At 56.3% G+C, this 21,259-nt stretch carries 19 protein-coding genes; 9 read left to right on the forward strand and 10 right to left on the reverse strand.

Annotated features, from left to right (window positions below):
- Positions 1-89: 89 nt before the first annotated feature.
- Positions 90-890, forward strand: a complete 801-nt coding sequence (locus tag BW956_RS10700) for a response regulator (RefSeq protein WP_076462747.1) — start codon at positions 90-92, stop codon at positions 888-890.
- On the opposite strand, the gene BW956_RS10705 is transcribed toward BW956_RS10700, so the two are convergent.
- The 3 genes from BW956_RS10705 to BW956_RS10715 form a co-directional block, all read right to left on the reverse strand.
- On the reverse strand, positions 887-1,276 hold the full coding sequence (locus tag BW956_RS10705) for a RidA family protein (RefSeq protein WP_076462748.1): 390 nt from the start codon (positions 1,274-1,276) through the stop codon (positions 887-889). The two genes, BW956_RS10700 and BW956_RS10705, sit on opposite strands and share 4 nt — an antisense overlap.
- A gap of 50 nt (positions 1,277-1,326) precedes the next feature.
- Positions 1,327-2,613 (reverse strand): D-amino acid dehydrogenase, encoded by a 1,287-nt coding sequence (locus tag BW956_RS10710; protein WP_076462749.1) that lies wholly within the window; start codon positions 2,611-2,613, stop codon positions 1,327-1,329.
- 473 nt (positions 2,614-3,086) lie between these two features.
- Positions 3,087-3,674 carry a response regulator gene (locus BW956_RS10715; RefSeq protein WP_010323359.1) on the reverse strand — a complete coding sequence of 196 codons (588 nt, stop codon included), beginning with the start codon at positions 3,672-3,674 and terminating at the stop codon, positions 3,087-3,089.
- Positions 3,675-3,813: 139 nt separating this feature from the next.
- Between BW956_RS10715 and folE2 the strand changes: the two genes are divergently transcribed.
- From folE2 to BW956_RS10730, 3 genes are all read left to right on the forward strand, one after another.
- Positions 3,814-4,758: a GTP cyclohydrolase FolE2 gene (folE2, locus tag BW956_RS10720; protein WP_076462750.1), complete on the forward strand. Its 945-nt coding sequence runs from the start codon at positions 3,814-3,816 to the stop codon at positions 4,756-4,758.
- A 58-nt stretch (positions 4,759-4,816) separates the two neighbouring features.
- The gene (locus BW956_RS10725; RefSeq protein ID WP_076462751.1) at positions 4,817-5,575 is read left to right on the forward strand and encodes a TlyA family RNA methyltransferase; all 759 of its coding nucleotides are present in this window, start codon (positions 4,817-4,819) and stop codon (positions 5,573-5,575) included.
- An 88-nt stretch (positions 5,576-5,663) separates the two neighbouring features.
- Positions 5,664-7,193, forward strand: coding sequence for a bifunctional GNAT family N-acetyltransferase/carbon-nitrogen hydrolase family protein (locus BW956_RS10730; RefSeq protein WP_010323356.1), 1,530 nt, complete (start codon positions 5,664-5,666; stop codon positions 7,191-7,193).
- A 70-nt stretch (positions 7,194-7,263) separates the two neighbouring features.
- On the opposite strand, the gene ftsZ is transcribed toward BW956_RS10730, so the two are convergent.
- Positions 7,264-8,505, reverse strand: a complete 1,242-nt coding sequence (ftsZ, locus tag BW956_RS10735; RefSeq protein ID WP_076462752.1) for a cell division protein FtsZ — start codon at positions 8,503-8,505, stop codon at positions 7,264-7,266.
- A 48-nt stretch (positions 8,506-8,553) separates the two neighbouring features.
- Positions 8,554-9,813, reverse strand: coding sequence for a cell division protein FtsA (gene ftsA / locus BW956_RS10740; protein WP_010323354.1), 1,260 nt, complete (start codon positions 9,811-9,813; stop codon positions 8,554-8,556).
- A gap of 456 nt (positions 9,814-10,269) precedes the next feature.
- Here ftsA and BW956_RS10745 point away from each other — a divergent pair, with 456 nt between their 5' ends.
- Positions 10,270-11,979 carry a phosphoethanolamine transferase gene (locus BW956_RS10745; RefSeq protein ID WP_076462753.1) on the forward strand — a complete coding sequence of 570 codons (1,710 nt, stop codon included), beginning with the start codon at positions 10,270-10,272 and terminating at the stop codon, positions 11,977-11,979.
- On the opposite strand, the gene BW956_RS10750 is transcribed toward BW956_RS10745, so the two are convergent.
- The 5 genes from BW956_RS10750 to BW956_RS10770 all read right to left on the reverse strand — a co-directional run bounded on the left by BW956_RS10750 (position 11,976) and on the right by BW956_RS10770 (position 17,033).
- On the reverse strand, positions 11,976-13,196 hold the full coding sequence (locus BW956_RS10750; protein ID WP_076462754.1) for a histidine kinase dimerization/phospho-acceptor domain-containing protein: 1,221 nt from the start codon (positions 13,194-13,196) through the stop codon (positions 11,976-11,978). The genes BW956_RS10745 and BW956_RS10750 overlap by 4 nt on opposite strands.
- The gene (locus BW956_RS10755; RefSeq protein WP_083703037.1) at positions 13,193-13,882 is read right to left on the reverse strand and encodes a response regulator transcription factor; all 690 of its coding nucleotides are present in this window, start codon (positions 13,880-13,882) and stop codon (positions 13,193-13,195) included. The genes BW956_RS10750 and BW956_RS10755 overlap by 4 nt, the downstream gene beginning before the upstream one ends.
- Positions 13,883-13,912: 30 nt before the next feature.
- Positions 13,913-14,626: a phosphatase PAP2 family protein gene (locus BW956_RS10760; RefSeq protein WP_076462755.1), complete on the reverse strand. Its 714-nt coding sequence runs from the start codon at positions 14,624-14,626 to the stop codon at positions 13,913-13,915.
- A gap of 64 nt (positions 14,627-14,690) precedes the next feature.
- Positions 14,691-16,493, reverse strand: coding sequence for a methyl-accepting chemotaxis protein (locus BW956_RS10765; RefSeq protein WP_076462756.1), 1,803 nt, complete (start codon positions 16,491-16,493; stop codon positions 14,691-14,693).
- A gap of 186 nt (positions 16,494-16,679) precedes the next feature.
- Complete coding sequence (locus BW956_RS10770; protein ID WP_010323348.1) at positions 16,680-17,033, reverse strand: hypothetical protein; 354 nt, start codon at positions 17,031-17,033, stop codon at positions 16,680-16,682.
- 122 nt (positions 17,034-17,155) lie between these two features.
- Between BW956_RS10770 and BW956_RS10775 the strand changes: the two genes are divergently transcribed.
- From BW956_RS10775 to BW956_RS10790, 4 genes are all read left to right on the forward strand, one after another.
- Positions 17,156-18,211, forward strand: a complete 1,056-nt coding sequence (locus BW956_RS10775) for an ion channel (protein WP_076462757.1) — start codon at positions 17,156-17,158, stop codon at positions 18,209-18,211.
- A gap of 39 nt (positions 18,212-18,250) precedes the next feature.
- Complete coding sequence (locus tag BW956_RS10780; RefSeq protein ID WP_010323346.1) at positions 18,251-18,892, forward strand: O-methyltransferase; 642 nt, start codon at positions 18,251-18,253, stop codon at positions 18,890-18,892.
- A 20-nt stretch (positions 18,893-18,912) separates the two neighbouring features.
- Positions 18,913-20,973 carry an intermembrane phospholipid transport YdbH family protein gene (locus BW956_RS10785; RefSeq protein WP_076462758.1) on the forward strand — a complete coding sequence of 687 codons (2,061 nt, stop codon included), beginning with the start codon at positions 18,913-18,915 and terminating at the stop codon, positions 20,971-20,973.
- An 83-nt stretch (positions 20,974-21,056) separates the two neighbouring features.
- Positions 21,057-21,251, forward strand: a complete 195-nt coding sequence (locus BW956_RS10790) for a YnbE family lipoprotein (RefSeq protein ID WP_010323344.1) — start codon at positions 21,057-21,059, stop codon at positions 21,249-21,251.
- Positions 21,252-21,259: the final 8 nt, after the last annotated feature.

Genomic DNA, 21,259 nt, shown 5'->3' on the forward strand with positions numbered 1-21,259 from the left:
GTCAACACCTCCGGCATCCCAAAGACTGTCATCAAATGGCCACTATGCTATTCTGAGCTGATACAAGGCCCGGGGCAGGTAAGGAACCCATGAGCAGTCTATGCGTCAGTGAGCTTGATATTCTTCTGGTTGAGCCCTCGGCCATGCAGCGCAAGATAATGATCCAGCAGCTGCAGGACGAGAAAGTGATGGCCATCGACACGGCCGCCAGCGTGCATGAAGCCCTGGAAAAAATCATTCGTCGCCCGCCCGACCTGGTGATCAGTGCACTTCACTTTGAAGATGGTTCCGCTGCAGCCCTGCTGGGCGCCATCCGCCGCATCCCCGCCCTGTCTGAACTGCCCTTCATGCTGGTATCAAGCGAAACGCGCAAGGAGCAGCTGGAAGTATTCAAACAGTCCGGCGTTGTTGCCATTCTGCCCAAGCCGTTCACCCGCCAGCACCTGGGCTCAGCCCTCAACGCTACCCTGGATATTCTAGGTCACGATGAAGTGGATCTGGAATTCTATGATGTGGAAAGCCTGCGCGTACTGGTCGTCGACGACAGCCGCATGGCACGCAAGCTGATTCGTCGGGTCCTGAGCAATCTGGGCATCGAGAATTTCTTCGAAGCCTGTGATGGCAGCGAAGCCATTGATCTGCTGAAACGGGAAACCGTTGATCTGGTCGTGACCGACTACAACATGCCTGAAGTGAACGGGGTTGAGCTGACCGAGCACATTCGTCACTCGGAGTTGCTGGCACACCTGCCGGTGATGATGGTGACGTCGGAAGCCAATGAGGCTCATCTAAGCCAGGTCGCCCACTCCGGCGTGAACGCCCTGACCGACAAGCCGTTTGAGCCTGAAACAGTCAAACGGCTTCTGGTACAGCTACTGAATCAGGATTAGTCCTGAACCACCATTACTGCATCTACCTCAATGTCAGCCGCTTTCGGCAGCGCTTTGACAGCGAAGGCTGCACGCGCCGGATAGGGCTCCTGGAAGTAGCGGGACATGACTTCATTCACCTGAGCAAAGAAGTCCATATCTGACAGCAGGATGGTCAGTTTGACGCACTCATTCAGGGAACCACCGGCTTCTTCAGCAATTGCCTTGAGGTTCTCAAATACACGCACGGCCTGAGCTTCGAAAGATTCGGTGACCATTTCCATGGTGGCCGGATTCAGCGGAATCTGACCCGAAATGTACACGGTGTTGCCAGCCTTGACGGCCTGTGAGTAGGTTCCGATCGCGGCGGGTGCCTGGTCCGTATTGATGATACTGCGATTAGACATTTTTTCTTCCTGTTAACGACTTTGTAGAAAATTATTCGGCTGACCCGGCATCAGGCCCGAGCCACCTGCCCACTGGGTTGGGCACGATTATAGCGCGTAACCGACAAACCTTCGGTACTGATCGCAGGCTTGCGATTATTAATCAAGTCACTGACGTAGCGTGCCGAGCCCAATGACATGGTCCAGCCCAGTGTGCCATGCCCGGTATTCAGGAACAGCCCGCGGTACTGGGTTTCACCCAAAATGGGGGTGCCATCCGGTGTCATGGGGCGCAGTCCGGTCCAGAGCTCTGCACCAGAAGGGTCACCGCTGCCGCCAAACAGGTCGTTCACTACAAACTCCACATTGGCACGACGGCTTTCCGGTGTGGACAGGTCAAACCCGGTCAGCTCTGCAGTACCACCGACACGAATTCGATCGCCAAGGCGGCTGACGGCAACCTTGTAGGTTTCATCCATAACGGTAGATTCGGGCGCACGCTCAGGGTCCGTAATCGGGATTGTCAGCGAGAACCCCTTCACCGGATAGATTGGCAGTTTGATCCCCAGAGGCGCCAGCAGTGACGGGCTGTAGCTGCCAAGCGCCACCAAATAGGCATCGCCCTTGATATCGCCCTGCGCCGTTTTAACGCCAACAATCTCGCCTGCCTCTGCCTGCAGGGATTCAATTTCGGTATTAAAACGAAACTCGACGCCCAGCTCCCGGCAGCGCTGGGCCAATGTTTGCGTGAACTTGAAACAGTCACCGGTTTCATCACCCGGCAAACGCAAGCCGCCAACCAGCTTATCGGCCACATGCTTCAGTGCCGGCTCATACTGGAACAGCTGGTCCCGCTCCAGTGGCTCATAGGCAACACCGCAGGACTCCAGAATACGGATGTCATTCACGGAACCGGCCTGTTGCTTCTCGCTGCGGAACAGCTGTATCAGCCCCTGAGCCCGGTTGTCGTACTCGATACCGATTTCATTGCGCAGCTCAACCAGGCAATCCCGACTGTACTCGGCAACACGAAGCATTCTTGCCTTGTTGCGGGCGTAGGCAGATTGGGTGCAGTTAGCCAACATTTTGCTCAGCCAGCCCAGCATCACCGGATCCAGACGTGGCGCTATACGGAGCGGCGCGAGGTCCTGTACCAGCCACTTCATGGCCTTCAAGGGCACCCCTGGCGCCGCCCAGGGGGCAGAATAGCCAGGGGAAATCTGTCCGGCATTGGCAAAACTGGTTTCCAGCGCCGGCTCCGGCTGACGGTCGACAACGACGACACTATGGCCCGCCTGCGCCAGATACCAGGCCGACGTAACCCCGATCACACCACTACCAAGAACAACCACCCGCATGGGACACCTCGCTATTATTATATTCAACAAGAGATGCCACCATTCTTGATCAAATTTACCGATTTTTTTTCATTATTTTTTATATTTAATCGGAGTATTTTTTTACAAAGATGGTCTTTTATAGATTTTTATAATTATCGCAATGCCGCAATCAAGGCTTAACTAAAACGGCTCAGGCAAAAGTACACGACAGCATAGGCTCGGACATCAGGCCCAAGAATGCACGAATACAAGGTCAACAATGGTTTAAGGACAGGAAACAGGAAACAGGAAACAGGAAACAGGAAACAGGAAACAGGAAACAGGAAACACGGGAGGGAAGTAGGGAGGCCCTAGTCAGCTGCATCAGATGGCCCCCACCTTACTGATACAACCTTTCAGGCCATATTTGCACAAGCTGGAAATCAGAGTTTCCGAATTCGCTTCTGCTTTTTCCGAATATAGGCAAGTCCCCTTTCGAGATCAAGCCTTTTCTAATTTTTTTCTAACAATTGTTCGGCGGCTTGCTGAATACGATCAAATGGAATCGGCTTGGGCAGCACCTCAACGCCGGGCACGATCGCATCAATGCGGGCCTGAACAGGCTGAACATCCAGTGCCGTCACAACCAGCAGCTGCAGCTGGTCCAGCATCCCCTGGCTCTGAATCGCCTCTATAACCTCAAAGCCATCGATATTAGGCAGGTTCAAATCCAGCACCAGCAAATCAGGCTCAAAACGCCCCAGCTCCAATAGCCCCCGGTAACCATCCAGTGACTGGCGCAGCTCAATCGGTAACTGCCAGCTGCCAATGGCACGGGCGTACAAACGCTGCAGTGATTGCTCATCTTCTATGACCTGGATACGCAAGGGTCGCTGGGCCTCTGCCTTGGTCGGCAGCGCCAGTTCCTTTTGCACCTCTTCAGCCAACAGCTGTACATCCCTTAGGTTATAGCGACGGTGCCCACCCGGGGTTTTCCAGCTCGGAATAATGCCCGAATCGGCCCAGAGTTGAACGGTCCTCGGGGTTACCCCCAGCAACTTCGCTGCCGTACTGCTTGTACATATATCCTGGTCGGTCACGGAAAACACTCTACGATCAGTTGGATCAACTACTAATGGTAATCCTTCGCAACAAATTTTGCCAAAGGATCAATCATGCATGACAGCAGAAGTCCAAGATGCTTATAATTATGTTATAAAGTAACACAAGGACATCTCCATGCCCCTTACTTCTCAACACATGCCTGACATCGCCAACGACAGCACACCGGAGCGGCTTCGCCCCCTGAGCTGGGTCGGCATGAGTGGCATCGATCTGCCCTGCACCCTGCTACTGCCCGGCGCACTGCCGCAACAGGTTTTATGTAAAGCCAGCCTGCATGTGGATATCGCCAAAGAAGACCAGCGCGGCATTCATATGTCGCGCCTGTATCTGGAGCTACAGCATGCGTTCAAGGAACGACTGCTCTGCGTGGAAAGCCTCAACAAGCTGCTGGATGCCTGCCTGGGCCACCACGCAGGCATCAGTCAGAATGCGTCTCTGGAACTGGCATTTGACCTGCCCCTGAAACGTTCGGCACTGCTCAGCGCCAACAGCGGCTGGCACGCCTACCCTGTCCGAATTCACGCCCAGCTCTCACCTGAGGGCACTCGACTTGAACTGAGCGCGGCAGTGAAGTATTCCTCCACCTGCCCCTGCTCATCCGCTCTTTCCCGCCAGCTGCTGGAACAAGCCTTTCAGTCAACATTTGCAGGACAAACCACTGTTGATCCCGAAGCCGTAGGTCAGTGGCTGCAGGAGAATGGCAGCCTGGCCACGCCGCACAGCCAACGCAGCACGGCACAGGTACGCGTCCTGCTGGCTGACAACAGCCAAAGCCTGCCCCTGGAAACACTGATCGACCAGATTGAAGGCGCTGTCCAAACAGCCGTCCAGACGGCGGTGAAACGTGAAGACGAGCAGGCTTTTGCCGAGCTTAACGGTCGCAATCAGATGTTTTGTGAAGATGCCGCGCGACGCACGGCACATGCGCTGGACCAGGAGTCTCAATGGCAGGATTTCTGGGTCCGCATTGAGCATCACGAAAGCCTGCACGCCCATGACGCGACTGCCGTAGCGGTCAAGGGCATCCCCAATGGCTATTCCCCCCTGCTGCAACGCTAAGCCCCCTTGACCCGGCTCCTCTGAGGTATACTCTTCACCTCTCAAATTGAGGTGGATTATGCAACGTCTGGATATACTTCTGGTGGAGCGCGGGCTTACCGATAGCCGCAGCCGGGCTCAGCGCCTGATCAAGCAAGGCCGCGTCAGTGCCGAACTCGGTCGCTGGCAGGTCGTGACCAAGCCCGGGCTCAAACTCGAACCTGATACACCGTTGCAGGTCGAAGCCGATATCGAGGACCGCTACGTGTCACGTGGCGCCCTCAAACTGCTGCACATTATGGAAGCGCTCCAGCTAGACCCGGCCGGCCTTACCGCCATTGATGTGGGCCAATCCACCGGTGGCTTTACCGACTGCCTGCTGCAGGCTGGCACCGCAAAGGTGATCGGCATCGAAGTTGGCCACGACCAGTTGCACCCTCGCTTGCGTGAGGATGAACGCATAACCTGCCTGGAAGGTTACAACGCCCGCGCCCTTGGCGAAGACTTGCGCGAATACACACCTGAGCACCAGGGGTTCGACCTGGCCGTCATGGATGTCTCCTTTATCTCCCAGACCCTGATTCTACCGGGCCTGGCCAAACTGCTCCGGCCCGGCGGCTGGCTGCTGACGCTTGTTAAGCCCCAGTTTGAAGTCGGTCCACAGCATATCGGCAAAGGCGGATTGGTGAAGGATGAAGCCCTGTATCGCTCGGTACGAGACCGCATTGAACACTGCTGCCTGGAACAGGGACTGCAACCGCTTTACTGGGACGAAAGCCCGATCAAGGGCGGTGATGGCAATCGTGAATTCCTGCTGGGTGCCCAGCTTAGCAACTGAGCCCAACATCAGCTTTCGCCATGCTTGCGCGCTCTCGCGGCCTGCCGCACACTGAGGGCTCTGGGTGACCTTCACGAGAGGAGTGAGCATGCGTATCGAAGAGATGCACCTGATAACCCGCAACCTGGAAGACAATGACTACCCCAGGTTGCAGGCCCTTATGGACCGGGTCTATGACGACATCGGCGGGGCCTGGCCCGAACACACAATCAGCAAACTCAGTAACGACTTCCCCGAAGGCCAGATCTGTGTTTTCGACGGCGACGAACTGATCGGCATCGCCCTGACGGTTCAGGTCCGTTATGACCGTTTCAGTAACCCCCATTCCTATGACGACCTGATCGGCAAGCGCATGACCATCCTCAATGACCCCGAGGGTGATGCGCTATACGGCCTGGATGTGCTGATCCATCCTGACTACCGCGGCTTTCGTCTGGGCCGCCGTCTCTATGATGCACGCAAGGAACTGTGCCGCCAGTACAATCTCAAAGCCATCCTGGCCGGGGGACGTATCCCCAACTACTACAAGCACGCCAAGGAGATGACGGCCAGCGAGTACATCGGCAAGGTACGCCAGCGCGAGCTGTACGACCCGATTCTCAGCTTCCAGCTGTCCAACAACTTCCAGGTGAAGCGTCTGCTGGGCAGCTACCTGCCCGAGGACACCAAATCACAGGGCTACGCCACGCTGCTGGAATGGAACAACATTCTGTTTGAACCCGAAGATACGGTGATTAGCAGCCGCCCTTCCCGCGTGCGAATCGGTGCCATTCAATGGCAGATGCGTGCGGTCGAGTCGGTTGAAGAATTGCTGCAGCAGGTCGAGTACTTCGTCGACACCCTGTCCGAATATCAGAGCGACTTCGCCCTCTTCCCCGAGTTTTTCAACGCACCGCTGATGGGGCTGACCGACCAGACCAGCCAAACCAAGGCGATCCGCTTCCTGGCCGGCTTTACCGAACGTTTTCGTAACGAGATGTCGCACCTGGCGGTTAGTTACAACATCAACGTAATCACCGGCTCCATGCCCCTGCTGGAAGGCGACCATCTCTACAACGTCAGCTATCTCTGCCGCCGCGACGGTACCGTTGAAGAGCAGCGCAAACTGCACATTACACCGCATGAGCGCAACGACTGGGTCATACGCGGCGGCAATGAGCTGAGGGTGTTTGAGACCGATGCCGGTCGCGTGGGTATACTCATCTGCTATGACGTGGAGTTCCCGGAACTGGCGCGCCTGCTGTCCGATCAGGATATGGATATTCTCTTTATCCCCTTCTGGACCGACACCAAGAACGGCTACCTGAGGGTGCGCCACTGCGCCCAGGCACGAGCCATCGAGAATGAGTGCTACACCGTTATCTGCGGCAGTGTCGGCAACCTGCCATCGGTCGAGAGCCTGGATGTGCAATACGCCCAGTCAGCGGTCTTTTCACCGTCGGACTTTGCCTTCCCCCATGACGCCGTCATGTCGGAAACAACGCCCAACACCGAGATGATCATGTTCTCGGACCTGGACCTGGACCAGATTCGCGTTATTCGCAATGAGGGTTCGGTCACCAACCTCAAGGACCGACGCAAGGATCTCTATCGCCTGAAATGGCGACACGAGATGTAAACAGAAAACCCGCCGGGCCATACGGCCGGGCGGGTCAATCTGGAGGGGTGCCCCTTAAGGGCTGAGCAACTCAGTCCGCCTGACGGCGCAGGAAAGCCGGGATATCCAGGAAATCCATATCGTCAGTGCCGGTCTTTTTCATCGGCTGACTTTCTGCCGCTGTTTCAGCCGCTTTTTCAGCCATGTTGCGCGGAGTGACTGCCGCTTCATCACTCTGGCGGTTACGCAGAACCGTCGGCAGTTCCAGCTGACTGTAGTCAGACGTACCCGAAGTCGGAGCCTGCTTCTGAGCACTGGAAGAAGACACCGCACTGGCAGTTGTGCTGCCGTTGACCACACGGTTTTCCATGGCGTGGGCACGTTCCAGACCGGTAGCAACAACAGTTACTTTCAGCTCATCGCTCAGTTCAGGATCGATAACGGTACCGACCACAACCGTGGCATCTTCATGGGCGTAATCTTCAACCAGATCACCCACTTCGGAGAACTCGCCCAGGCTCAGGTCGAGACCGGCGGTGATGTTAACCAGAACGCCGCTCGCCCCTTTCAGGTCGATATCTTCCAGCAGCGGGCTGTTGATCGCCGCTTCTGCCGCTTCACGGGCACGGTTTTCACCCTTGGCCACGCCTGTCCCCATCATCGCCATGCCCATTTCAGACATAACGGTGCGCACATCGGCAAAGTCCACGTTGATCATGCCCGGACGGATGATCAGGTCGGCAATACCCTGTACCGCACCCTTGAGGACATCGTTGGCGGTACCGAAAGCACTTACCAGGGTGCAGTTCTTACCCAGCACCGGCAGCAGTTTTTCGTTCGGGATGATGATCAGTGAGTCCACATGTTCCTGCAGCTCACGGATACCGGCTTCCGCAACCTTCTTGCGACGACGACCTTCAAACGGGAAGGGCTTGGTCACGACGGCAACGGTCAGGATGCCCAGCTCACGTGCCACCTCGGCAACGATAGGCGCAGCACCGGTACCGGTACCACCGCCCATGCCGGCAGTGATAAACACCATATCGGCGCCAGACAGCGCACTGGCGATACGTTCGCGGTCTTCCATCGCGGCCTGACGACCAATCTCAGGATTCGCACCCGCACCCAGGCCCTTGGTCAGCTCACCGCCAATGTGCAGCGCGGTTTTGGCCGACATGTTATTCAGCGCCTGAGCATCCGTGTTGGCACAGATAAACTCGACGCCTTCCAGGTCGGTTGTCACCATGTGGTTCACGGCATTACCGCCGCCACCGCCGACACCGACTACCTTGATTACAGCGTTTTCCGGGACGCTATCCACCAGTTCAAACATTGTTATACCCTCCAGTCGGCTTCGTTCTTGCGTCGAAGTCCTTATTAATCAGAAATTCCCCTGCAGCCAGTCTTTCAATCTGACAAACAGGCCACCCGTATTACCGGCTTGCTCATGGCCGGTATCGATGAAATCTTCCAGTTCGGTCAGGGGCTTGACCGGCCCCAAATCCAGTTTGGCGTAATGCAGCAAGCCGATCCCCGTGGCGTAGACCGGATTGCCCAACTGTTCTTCCATGCCGCGAATGCCCTGAGGCTTGGCCAGACGCACCGGCATGTGAAATATCTCTTCTGCCAGCTCGACGGCCCCTTCCATCTTGGCGGTACCGCCCGTCATGACAATGCCGGCGGCGGCCAGGTCTTCATAACCGCTGCGGCGCAGTTCAGCCTGAATCAGGGTAAAGAGTTCGTCGTAACGCGGCTCAACCACTTCGGCCAGCGCCTGGCGAGACAAGTCCCGCGGCGGACGGTCACCGACGCTGGCCACCTTGATCATCTCATCAGCTGCCGCCAACTGCGCCAGGGCGCAGGCATATTTAACCTTTACTTTCTCGGCCTGCTTGGTCGGCGTACGCAACGCCATGGCAATATCGCTGGTGACCTGGTCACCGGCAATCGGAATGACCGCCGTATGGCGAATGGAACCGCCGGTAAAGACCGCAATATCGGCAGTACCGGCACCGATATCGACCATGCATACACCCAGGGCCTTCTCATCGTCAGTCAGTACCGCATAGCTGGAGGCCAGTTGTTCAAGCACAACGGCATCTACTTCCAGGCCACAGCGACGCACGCATTTTTCCACGTTCTGGATCGCATTGGTGGCACCGGTGACAAGGTGAACCTTGGCTTCCAGACGCACACCGGACATGCCCAGGGGCTCTTTAATGCCTTCCTGGTTATCGATGAGGTATTCCTGAGGCAGGATATGCAGAATCTGTTGATCGGCCGGGATCGCCACCGCACGGGCCGCATCAATAACCCTTTCCAGATCCTGGTCGGTCACTTCACGGTCGCGTACCGCGACGATGCCGTGCGAGTTGTGGCTACTGATATGACTGCCGGCAATGCCGACGGTGACACCGCGTATCTTGCAGCCGGCCATGAGTTCAGCTTCTTCTATGGCGCGCTGGATAGAATTGACGGTGGCTTCGATATTCACGACAACGCCGCGCTTCAAACCCGATGAAGGCTGAGCACCTACGCCAACAATTTCGATCGTACCCTCAGGGGTAACCTCGCCTACCAGGCACACTACTTTGGAGGTGCCTATATCGAGGGCTACAACCATGTTGTCTGTTGTCATCATATGCCTGTTTCTGTACCGGGTATCCAGCGGAGTCACTTGCTGATATTTAACGCAAAAACCGAGCCAACTTTTTTAGAGTATGTCTACAGCCCTGCTATGGGTTAAGTATCGCCGCATAGTGTTCAAAAAAGCAACAACCTAATTGGCTTCTATATCGGCAACCTTTTGCCGTTATTTAGCATTTTCTCAAGGATTTCAGTGAGATAAATATTGCCGAGGTGAAAAATATTGCCGCCCCCGCAACCTGTTTTATTTTCATGGGTTATTTTTTAAGCACAAGAATCAATGCTGAATAACGGTGATTAATCATTTTTTTATTTTGACGATACAGAAACAAATCAAAATTTAATCTTGATTTTACCAGCCTGTTCACAACCACAAGGCATTTCACTTTCACGCCACTCTCACGCAGCACAGGAAAGAATCTGATAACCATCAGCATTCAGGACCTCGAACATGCGCTCCACCTTTTCCATACTCTCGCGACTTCAGCCAGGCAAAGCTTTGCACCCGGTTGTCTTCAGCCTGCTGCTTACCCTCTTGCTGTGCCTGGTATACAACGGCCCTCTGTGGCGCCTTATTCTGGACCAGCCCTACAGCAATGAACTTAATCGCTGGTTATTCAGCGCAGCCTTTCTGAGCTTTATGGCGGCCGTTATCCAGCTGTTTATAGGGCTGCTGGCCTGGCCATGGCTCATCAAGCCGGTCGCTGTTGCCCTGCTGCTCAGCGCCGCCGCAATTAATTACTTCATGGAAAGCTACGGGATTCTGATCGACAAGACCATGGTGCAGAACCTGTTCGAAACCGATGTTGCGGAAGCGTCCGACCTGATCAATACCGACCTGCTGCTGCACCTGTTTTTCAAGGGTGTAATACCAGCGGCTCTGGTATTGCTGATTCCGCTGCAGCGCGTCAGTGTAAAGTCCCAACTGGTCGCACAGTGTTTGAACCTGCTGGTGGCCGGCATGTTGATAGGGCTGAACCTGTCTGCCCTGAATAAAGAATATGCCTCGCTATTTCGTAACCATCGCGAGATTCGCAACCTGGCAGTTCCGTCGAACTATCTCTACTACACCAGCCGCTACCTCGCAGGCGCCTATGAGCCTGAACAGAAAACCTTCACATCACTGGGTACCGATGCAATCAAGCAGCCTGCTCCAAACGGCAAGCCAGACCTGCTGGTGGTGGTGCTGGGCGAAACCGCCCGCAGCCAGAATTTTGCCCTCAACGGCTACGCTGCAGACACCAACCCCACGCTGTCAAAACGACCGGTGGTAAGCTTCAGCAATGTCAGTGCCTGTGGCACCAGCACAGCGGTTTCGGTGCCCTGCATGTTTTCGCTGATGACCCAATCCGGTTACAAGGAGGGTAAAGCCCGCTATCAAAGTAATGTTCTGGACATACTGCAGCAGGCCGGTATTCGTGTGCTCTGGCGCGACAATAACTCCGGCTGCAAGGGGGTCTGTGATCGTGTCCCCAACCAGACACCGCGCCAGTTTAACGCAGACGCTGATTGTGACGGCAGCGAGTGCTATGACCCGCAAATGCTCAACGGACTGCAGAACTGGTTGAAGCAAAGCCCGCAATCAACCGTTATTGTCCTGCACCAGAAAGGCAGTCATGGTCCTGCCTATTACAAACGGGTGCCTGGCGAGTTTCAGCATTTTGCTCCCACCTGTACCAGCAACCAGTTACAGGACTGTTCACAACAGGCCATCACCAATGCCTACGACAACACCATCCGCTACACGGACTATTTTCTGGACCGCGTGATCGCGTTTCTGCAGCAGCAGGATGCAGAGTACAACACCGCCATGCTGTATATATCCGATCACGGTGAATCACTGGGGGAAAACAACCTGTACCTGCACGGCATGCCCTGGCTGCTGGCACCGGAGGAACAGAAAAAAGTACCGATGATTACCTGGTTGTCCACTACCTACCAGCAGTCGCACGGCCTGAATACCGAGTGCCTGGCCACACAAAAAGACAGAGCCCTGAGCCATGACTATCTGACGCACTCACTGCTGGGGCTGGTAAAGGTAAGCACCCAAGTATATGACCCCAGACTCGACCTGTTCGACACCTGCCGCAGCAGTGCAGCAACCTCGGAAAGACTGGCACACAACCCGGCAAGCGCTTCGGAATCTGCACAGGGCAGCTAAGGTGCAGCCGTAAAGATAACCTCCGCCAGGAACCACCCGTTTTCTCTGGTCGTGTGAAAGCGGGCATTGGCCTTGTCACATAATTGCTCAACGATCTGCAGCCCGTAGCCATAGTGTTCCGGGCTGGCTAACGCGGCCTCAGGCACTGTTTGCTCTTGAAACTCGGCACAGGGGTTTAGCACCCGAAGAACAGTGGCAGTAGCCTCGATTCGCACGCCTTCATCACCGTACTCCAACGCATTGCGCAGCAGGTTATCCAAAATAACGGAGAGAACAAACGGGTGGATGTGCCAACTCCAGTCTCCGTCGGACAGTTCCAGCTGCACCGCCGACATGGCCGGTGTTAATGCTTGCAGCTGCTCCAACAGCGACTGCATCAGCGCAGCATTGACGCTGACATCTGCATCCTTGTGTTCTCGAGACAGCCAAAGGAAGGAGTCCGTGAGTTTCTCCATGCGGGTCAGCGCAAACCGCATGCGCGCCAGCGCTTTTTTCTGCATGGGTTGATCACTCACCTCCTCCAGCAGCGCCAGGGAGCTACCCAGTGTCATTAACGGGGTTCTCAGTTCATGGCTGGCAAAGCGAGTGAAGTTCTGTTCGCGCTCAATGAAGGACTGGGTTCGAGACAGCAAGCGTGAAAACTGGCGACTTAATTCACCCAGCTCATCGGTTCGCTCCAGCGGCTCAAGCCTGGGCGCCGCAGGGCTGACATCGGCAATCGCCTGAGTCAGCCTGCGCACGGGTATGGTTTGCTTCCAAAGTAGCCACAGCGTAAGCGCCATCGCCCCCAGGGTGAACAACAACACACCACCGACGGCAACCACGGCTTCGAGCGCCTCCGACTCTTCCTGTTCAAACAGCTGCTGTAGTTCCGGCAGGTAAAGGGCATACAGCGCCCGGGTACCCGGCACCTCACGCGCCAATAAAAGAGTGTCGGCACCAAGCGCATACACACCCGGCTCTGAGATCTCCGGCCAGGAAGAAGGCCAGGTCATATCCGGGGTATACAGTCGGAGCTGCGGCAGAAACTGGAGGGCCTCCGGCGGCAACTCACCGGCCATCACCAGGTCGGCACGCTCACCAATAAATGCCTGCAGGTGCTCGGCTTGCTGCCCTTCCAGCTGTTCAATATGGTGCCAGCCAACCAGCCAATACAGGCTGGTTAACACCAGAGTGGACAAGCCAACGATCAGGATAATACGAGTGGAGAATCTCACTGCACCTCCTCCGGCAGAGCCAGACACACCCCGCGACCACGCAGTGTATGCAGCAGCGGATAGGCAAAGGGCTTATCAAGCCGGCCACGCAATTGATACAGCAGCGAGCGCAACGCATCGCTGTCAGGCGGTTCGCCCTGCCAAATAGCCTGCTCCAATTCACTGCGGCTCACCACCCTGGGAGCACGAGCCAAAAGATAACGCAGCAGCTGAAAGGCCTGTGGCATCAACTGCAGGCGCTGACCATCACGCCATACCTGCTGCAGCTCCACATCCAGCTCCAGGGGGCCATAGCGCAACACGCGCACCCGCTGACGCGACACCCTTTGACTTAATGCCTGAACCCGGCACACCAGCTCATCCATGGCAAAGGGCTTAACCAGGTAGTCATCCGTGCCGGCCTGAAAACCGCGCACTTTGTCATCCAGCGTATCCAGTGCCGTTAACATCAGGGTCGGAGTGGTGATGCCCTCGGCACGCAAGCGTTCACAGAGGTCGAGCCCGTTCAGGCGCGGCATCCGAATATCAAGAATCAGTACATCGTAACGATTCTGCTGACACAGGCTCAGTGCCTGCACACCGTCGCGCGCGCAATCCACTTCAATACCGCGCCATTGCAGAAAATCGGCGATGCTTTCCTGTATCCCCGGATCATCTTCTGCCAGCAGAACGGTTATTGCTGTCATGGTCTATGCCTCCCCTCAACACCGCCATGATCATAACGCGGGGGCGGGTTTGAGCACAGCAGTACGATTCAACATCAAGGGTGCCAACAACGCACAGACCGCCCAGCACAGCACCAGGCTCCAGAGGTCGTGGGAGAGGAAGTGCGCCCCGCGCAGTTGCTGAGTCACACGAAACACCAGCCCCAGCAGCAGCACCGCGACCAACACCCCTGTACGTGCTCTGGGCCAGAGCATTGGTGCCGCAAAGTAGAGAGCAAACCAGGCATAACCGGCGCTGGCGTGTCCGGCGGGGAAACAGCGCCCGGCCCCGGGAGCAAGCAGCTGCTGAATGAGCGGCAGGTAGGGCTGATCTCCGCCCAGTGGCAGCAGGCTCCAGGGACAGTCAATGCCTGTCAGTTGTTTGCCCACTGACACGGACATACTGGCCAGCAAAGGCGCACAGGCGAGATAAGCCAGCACCCGGCGCTGTCGACGCAAACGACGGGAGCGCCAACTGAGCAGAAACAGACCTATAACCCCCAGTGCCATAAGCACACTCAGCTGGCGGCCTCCGTCATGCAGCAGGTCCGACAGCAACCAGTAATCTTTCAGCGCCCACTGGCCGCCTTGCAACGTGAAAAGCCAACGGGACCAGGCCAAATCAAGATCGAGCAGGCTGATCAGTAACTGCAGCAGACAGGCTACTGCGAACACAGGTAAAACGGCGCGAACGCCGCCCTGGGATAGATGGGCGGTTGCTGACATGGAGGGACTCCGGGACACAAATCCCCATTCTGGTTTGCGTCCCGTGAGTCCTGCGTGAAAACGGCTAGTTTTTATTCACATCCAGCAGGTGATCGGGCGTAAAGGCGACGGCAAAGCTGCCCCAACGACGTCCGTTCACATACATGGGGATGGAGAGGGAGTTGAGAATTTCACCCGTATCGCGGATAAACGTCTGCAGCAGGAAGGGTGCATCATGGTTGGCACGGCGAAGCTCTGCACGGGTGCCATCGTACATACGACGGTGACGGCTCAGCGCATTATCGGTGGCAAAGTCACCGGTCAGCGGCTGGGACACCTTGGTGATATGCGCCGGGCAATAACTGTTCAAGTCAAAACCGGATGCAATCATAAAGGCTGGAATCTCACTGACGCACTGGTCATACAGCGGCTGCACACGGCGGGTGAAGGTATCAACATATTTGGTATCAAACTTGGCCGGTTCCTGGCCTGCGTTGGTACGCACATAGCGGGTATCAAACAGATCCACACCTTCAGCGGCCATGGCTTCCATTTCCTTCTCGACACGGTGCGCCCATTTTTCCGCGCCCTTGAGCATGGTTTCAAAACCGCCATAGCCGATGGTGAAGCGAGACAGCAGAGCCTGCATCTCTTCGGTCGCCGAGTCGAGGTCGCGGGAGTGTCCGCCAGAGACTTCCATCTCGCTGCGAATCTCGTCCGCCAGCTGGGTGATTTCGGATACCTGTTCGTGGCTGTGTTTGTTGGTATACGACAGCTCTTCAATGGCGGCACTGATTTCGCCCAGCTGACCATTCAACGCCTCAAAGTCCTGCACCATCTGGCCAAAGCGCTCGCTCGTCTGCGCCATGAAGGTATCGGTTTCCGACACGCCCTGCATGATCACTTCAGCGCCACTGCGGGTGTTGTCCACCAGCGAAACCATCTCGTTAACCTTGGCATCAATCTCCACCGTCGCCGCATTGACCTTCTGCGACAGCGTGCGCACCTCATCGGCAACCACGGCGAAACCTCGCCCGGCTTCACCGGCCCGCGCCGCTTCAATGGAGGCATTCAGCGCCAGCAGGTTGGTTTGTTCGGAAAAACCCTGCACCAGTGACAGGATGTCGATAATACTGGCGGAGTTGGTGGCCAGTTGCTCCACCACCTGCTGGAAGGACTGCACCTGGGACTCGATGCGATTGACCTGCTCACTGACGCGGCTCAGCTCGGTACTGGCGTCTCTTACTTCAGTGAGGTTGTGGCTGTTGCGCTCGGAAATACTCAGAGTGTTGGCGGCAATGCCATCGATCGCTTCGGTGGATTCCTGGCTGGCCTGAAAAACTGCCTGCGCCTTATCAACCTGGGTCGCGGCTGATTTTTCCGCCGCCATGACCACCTGCTGTAGCTGAGCAGCACTGAGCGAAACCTTGACGCTGCGCTCACGGGTATCGGCGATCATCTGTTTGAGGGTGGATGAGAAATCATTATAGCTGTGCGCCATCTGCGAGATTTCATCATGGGTATGGGCTGGCAGCGTGGCCGATATATCACCATCACGATTACGCACGGCGCCCAGCACTTCGGTCATGCTGGCGATAGGATGAAGAAACAGATGACGCATGAACAGCAAGGCAAAGACAGCGCCCCCCAGCGTCAGCACCAGCATGATGGCGGCCAGGGTGACCGTCACGTCTGCCAGCTCCATCAACCGTGTGCCGGCTTCGGTCACCTCCGGCAGCAGCTCGTGGAATTCCAGCAACGAACGGTAAATCCAGACGCTGACACCAACCATAATCAGGCTGGGCAGAATCAGAAACACAACGTTACCGAGAATCTTTCGGGTCAGGGTATGAAAGAAGGTTTTCTCGATTGTGCGATAAAGACTCATCGGGCTGTCTCTTATTATTCAGTTGGCATGACCATGGTCTAACGACCAAAGTGACATAACAACCGCAAAGAGTAATGCCGATTACGTCTCCAAACAACAACTAGCGATACAGGATTCGCTTAAAAATGTCGCAGAATGTAACAGGATGTTAACGCGCGAGCAGCCTTCAGCTCGCGCGTTTTGTGCTCACCAGTAGAAATACAGAGCAAAGATAGCCGCAATCACCAACGGCATGGTCAGTACCAGCGTTTTAACATCCCCCAGCAGGCGCTGCAGCAGTACCTGGTGAACCAACGGGAATGTCAGCAACAGACAGCTCAATGGAATCCACCAGTCCAACTGACGAAAACCATAGGCCATGGCCCCCACCAGAGTCAGTGCGCCCAGATTACCGGCCATGATCACCGCAACCTGGCCATTACGGCTCTGCATAAACGCGGGACGCTTCTCTTCGGGCAGTTTATTCAGGGCACCGGCGCTCAGCGCGGCGGCCATTGAGACCACACCCGTGGCCAGAAACAAATACAGGGCTTCGTACATCATCATCTCCTCAGGTTGCCGCCGATTGTAAAAGATCGCTCCGCTTTGGGGTATCCCGTGGAAGGGGTTCTGCAACTTTTTGATAAACCTTGCTAATCTGGGCCAGTCTTACAGGAGGCAAGATGAATCTTTTTACCCGCATTCGCATCAAGCTCTACCGCCACTTCAAGGAACTGAGCTGGCAGGGCCTGCTGGTGTTTGTCCTTGCTTATATGCTGCTCAGCTGGCTGCTACTGTTCCTGGCCGGCGAACAGGCACTGACCGGGCAGGACTTTTTCTATTGGCTGGTGGTAACCGCATCCACCGTCGGTTATGGCGACCTTTCGCCCGCCACCCAAAGCGGCCGCTGGTTGACCACCCTGTTTATTATTCCGGTGGGCCTCAGCCTGTTTGCCATCACCATCGGCCGCGTGGCGGCTTTCAGCGCCCAACAATGGAGGAAAGGCATCATGGGGCTTAAACAACTGCAACTGGACCAACACATTCTGGTGATCGGCTGGGACGGTAAACGCACGCCGCAACTGCTTAAGCTGCTGCTTTTGGAGGCAGCTCAACACCGTGGCAGAGAACTCTGCCTCTGTGTCAGCGACGAGATGGAAAACCCTATGCCGGGCGAGATCCGCTTTGTACATACCAGAGGCTACAGCGATGATGGTGATATGGACCGCGCCTGTATTGCCAAAGCATCCAGCATCGTGATCGATACCCCCCAGGATGACCAGACGCTCACCTGCGCCCTCTATGCCTGGAAGCGTAACCCCGAGGCCCAGATCATCGCCTACTTCCGTGATGAAAGCATTGGCGAACTGCTGAGAGAGCACTGCCCGTCCATCGAGTGCACCCCCTCCGTGTCTGTCGAAATGATGGCCAAGGCTACCATGGACCCGGGCTCAACCCACCTGCATCAACAGCTGCTGAACGCCACCGAGGGCATGACCCAGTACTCGGTCACCTACCCCGACAATCAGGAAACCGTTGCTGTCGCCGACCTCTACGGCCCACTAAAGTCCGTCTATCAGGCAACGTTGCTGGGTATCCAGCCACCGGGAGAGGAGAAGATACAGCTCAATCCGGGACTGGACAGCCTCCTGGAACCGGGCAGTCGCATCTTTTATATGGCCGAAACACGTATCCGCAACCTCGATTGGTCACAACTGCGTCAGCATAATGCCGGTTAAGTGTTAAAATGTGCCTTTTGGCTGTACCGAGACAACACCATGCCCGATTTTCTCGTTGACGAAGCGATTGAAGACTACGCCTTTATCCATACCAGCGCCGAGCCCGAGCTGCTGCAGGAGCTGATTGACCAGACCAACCTCAACATGGGCTGGCCGCAGAAACTGTCCGGCCGCCTGGTCGGGCGTTCGTTGAAAATGCTGGCCGCTCTGACCCAGCCCAAGGTGGCGCTGGAGATCGGCATGTTCACGGGTTACTCGGCCCTGTCCATCGCCGAAGGCATGCCGGACGACGGTCGCCTGATCTGCTGTGAGACCAACCCCCGCGCCATCGACTTTGCCAAGGGCTTTTTCGATCGCAGTGAGCACGGCCACAAAATCGAGGTCATCTTCGGCCGCGCCCTGGATACCATCGAGTCGCTGGACCTGGAGCTGGACTTCACCTTCATCGATGCCGACAAGCGCAACTATCTGAACTACTACGAGCGCGTGAAAGAGATGACCCGCCCCGGCGGCCTGATCATCCTCGATAATGTGCTCTGGTCCGGCAAAATCCTTCAGCCCGAGTCCGAGATTGACGATATTCTGGTGGAAACCAACCGCCGTATCGCTCAGGACCCGGACGTAGAAAATGTGTTCTTCACCGTCCGTGACGGGCTCAACGTGGTTCGCAAACTCCCCTGACCCGCACCGGAGGCCGCAGGATGCGCAAATGGTTATTTGGACTCCTCCTGATCACCACCCTGCTGCCTCTGCTGGCCTGGCTCAGCCTGCCCTGGACCGGTCAGTACCTGTTGCGTGAATGGCTGCTGGAACAGGGATTTTCCGCTCCGGCACTGACCTTCGGCCACCCGTCCTGGCAGGCGTTCGACATCGATCATATTGCCGTCTCACGTCAGCAGGATGGACAGACCCTGAGCCTGGAAGCTCAGAATATCCAGCTCAGCTTTGACCCTGTGGCGCTTTTACGCGGACAGCTGAAAGAGCTTCGGGTGGACAAGGTCCACCTTGCGCTTGAAGGAACCGCCACCAGCCAGACAACCGAAACAACAGACAGCCATTTTGATCTCAGCACCTTGCAGTTGGACCAACTGTTCCGTTTCGCCCCCTCTAACCGCCTGGTAGTCGCCCAGCTGCAGCTGGACGTGCGCCTCGATGAGCAACAGCACTGGTCCGCACGCGGCAACATCGACTTGGAACCAGAGCTGTTGCAAACCCGCCTTGCCCTTCAGTACCAACAACAGCCGCTTGGCTACCTGGACGCGACCCTGGACCCTGAGTTCAACCTGAGCCTGGGGTTGAGTCACAATCAGGCGGTCATCACTCAGGGGCAATACCGGCTGAAGCCAGGCGCCAAACAATGGCTGGTCGAGGCTCATCAGTCTCTCAACCTGAATGCCGCCAAAGCCTGGGCACCGCTGACAGGCCTAACCCTGCCTGCCGACATCCAGCCGCTCAGCGGCGAACTGGGTATAGATACCCGTGTACGACTGCCGGCCCAGCTGCCACTGCAACCCGATTCTCTGCTTCAAGCCGTCGAGCTGGATTACCGCCTCAAGGGCCAGCTGCACCATGCTGAACACGAAAGTTTCACAGCTGCAACGCTGCTACTGGACACTCAAGGAACACTGAGCCAGCTGCAGCTGAAAAGCAGGTTCAATGACACCCGTTTACAGATACAGCAGCCGCTGGCCCAGCCCCTGAGCCCAGAGCTACAACTGAACGGCTCGCTGGATCTGAACTTGAGCAACCTGAGCTCGAGCTTCGACGGTGTAATTGCATCGGCTCAACTGCCAGCTCCCTTGAATCTGAAGGCCAATGTGGACCTATCCAAACCGCACGGCCGCATCAATTTCAACCTGCCCGCATTTTCCCTGCAGCAGGCAATGTCGCTCTACGCCCCCTTACTGCCTGCCAGCCTCAAGCCATTACAGATTCAGAGTGGCAGTACCGAGATGAACGGCTGGCTGGCCATCAACTATCAGGACTGGCACCTTAAAGCCAGCCCGCGCCTGTCTGACCTGAGCCTCAGCTGGGATGAAACCACCCAGGTACAGGGAGTCAGCCTCACAACTGATCTGGAGCTCAATCAAAGCTTTAACCTCACCGGGCAGGGCTCACTGGATGTGCAACAGACCGATTCCGGCATCCGCATTTACGGCCCGCGCGTCGATTTCAAGTTGAATGGACAGCTGCCGGAAGAGATCCAGCTGTCACTGTCACCGTTCAGCCTGTCGGTACTGGATGGCATCATTGCCTTGCCGGCCCTGACATTTAACCCTCTGCACCCGACTATCGATACGCGCGTGGCGGTAGCGGCACTGGATCTGCAGGATATTCTCGCGCTGTATCCTCAGGAGGGGCTGTATGGCAGCGGCATGCTGGGTGGCGAGTTGCCCATTCGGATTGATGGTGATCGTGTTGAAATCAACAACGGTCAGCTGCTGAGTTCAGCCGAAGGCGGCGTGATCCGCTATCAGCCCACACCGGAAATTGCCCTGATGGGCCAGCAGAACCCGGGCGTCAAAATGGCCTTGAATGCACTGACCGATCTGAGATTTGAGTTGCTGGACCTTGGCTTCGATTATCAGCCCGACGGCGACGCCTTTTTCCGTGCACGCCTCAAGGGCTATAACCCTGACTGGCAACAGGGACGCCCGATCGACCTGAACCTGAATATTGAAGAGAACCTGCTGGACCTCTGGCGCACACTGCAATTGAGTAACCAGGTGACTGACACTATCGACAGGCGCTTTCAGCGGTAACCGTTCGTGAATTATTCAGGTATTCTTGTGTCCAATGGACTTAATAAGCATTTGCAACCAACACTGACACTGGAAGGTACCCCATGCCACGTTCCCTGTTGCCACTGACACTACCGGCGCTGCTCCTGGTACTTGCCGGTTGTACCCCCACCGTACAGGTTGCGGCACCGGCAGAGCCGATCACCATCAACCTGAACGTCAAAATCAAGCATGAGATTCTGGTCAAGGTTGACCGTGAAATCGATGACATGCTCGACGAAAACAGTGAACTTTTCTGAGGTGGCTA

The sequence above is a fragment of the Marinobacterium stanieri genome (assembly GCF_900155945.1).
Lineage (GTDB): Bacteria > Pseudomonadota > Gammaproteobacteria > Pseudomonadales > Balneatricaceae > Marinobacterium > Marinobacterium stanieri.